This is a genomic window from Pelosinus baikalensis (assembly GCF_020819555.1).
Taxonomy (GTDB): domain Bacteria; phylum Bacillota; class Negativicutes; order DSM-13327; family DSM-13327; genus Pelosinus; species Pelosinus baikalensis.
The window spans coordinates 1-521 of record NZ_JAJHJB010000157.1; the positions used below are offsets into that span (position 1 = coordinate 1).

The following is a 521-nucleotide window of genomic DNA, read 5'->3' on the forward strand; positions in this document are numbered from 1 at the left end:
GCAGTTCTTTCCAACAGGGTAGAAGGCGTATCTAAAGGTTTCGAAAGAGGCCTTGAACTAATCGGTGTAGGTTACCGTGCTTCAAAACAAGGCAAGAAGCTTGTATTGAGCGTTGGTTATTCACATCCAGTTGAAATCGAGCCAGAAGAAGGCGTCGAAATCGAAGTTCCTGCCAATACAAAGATCATTGTAAAAGGTACTGACAAAGAACGCGTTGGAGCGCTTGCTGCGAACATCCGCGACGTTCGTCCGCCTGAGCCTTACAAAGGCAAAGGAATCCGCTACGAAGGCGAATTCGTCCGCCGCAAAGAAGGTAAAACAGGCAAGTAATGCCGCTTAGGTTAAACGAAAGGAGTGACAGAAATGATCACTAAGGCTGATAAAAACGCTACTCGCAAAAAGAGACATGCTCGTGTACGTGCGAAACTCAGCGGAACAGCAGCTCGTCCTCGTTTAAATGTGTTCCGTTCCAACAAGCACATTTATGCCCAGCTGATTGATGACGTAAAAGGAGTTACTTT

At 46.4% G+C, this 521-nt stretch carries 2 protein-coding genes; both read left to right on the forward strand.

The window, feature by feature from the left end; all coding sequences use genetic code 11:
* Nucleotides 1-330 (forward strand): 50S ribosomal protein L6 (locus tag LMF89_RS25575; RefSeq protein ID WP_229537608.1); only part of this gene is annotated, 330 nt, incomplete at its 5' end.
* Between the two features lie 33 nt (nt 331-363).
* The coding region (locus LMF89_RS25580) for a 50S ribosomal protein L18 (RefSeq protein WP_304622631.1) at nt 364-521 on the forward strand (158 nt) is incomplete at its 3' end.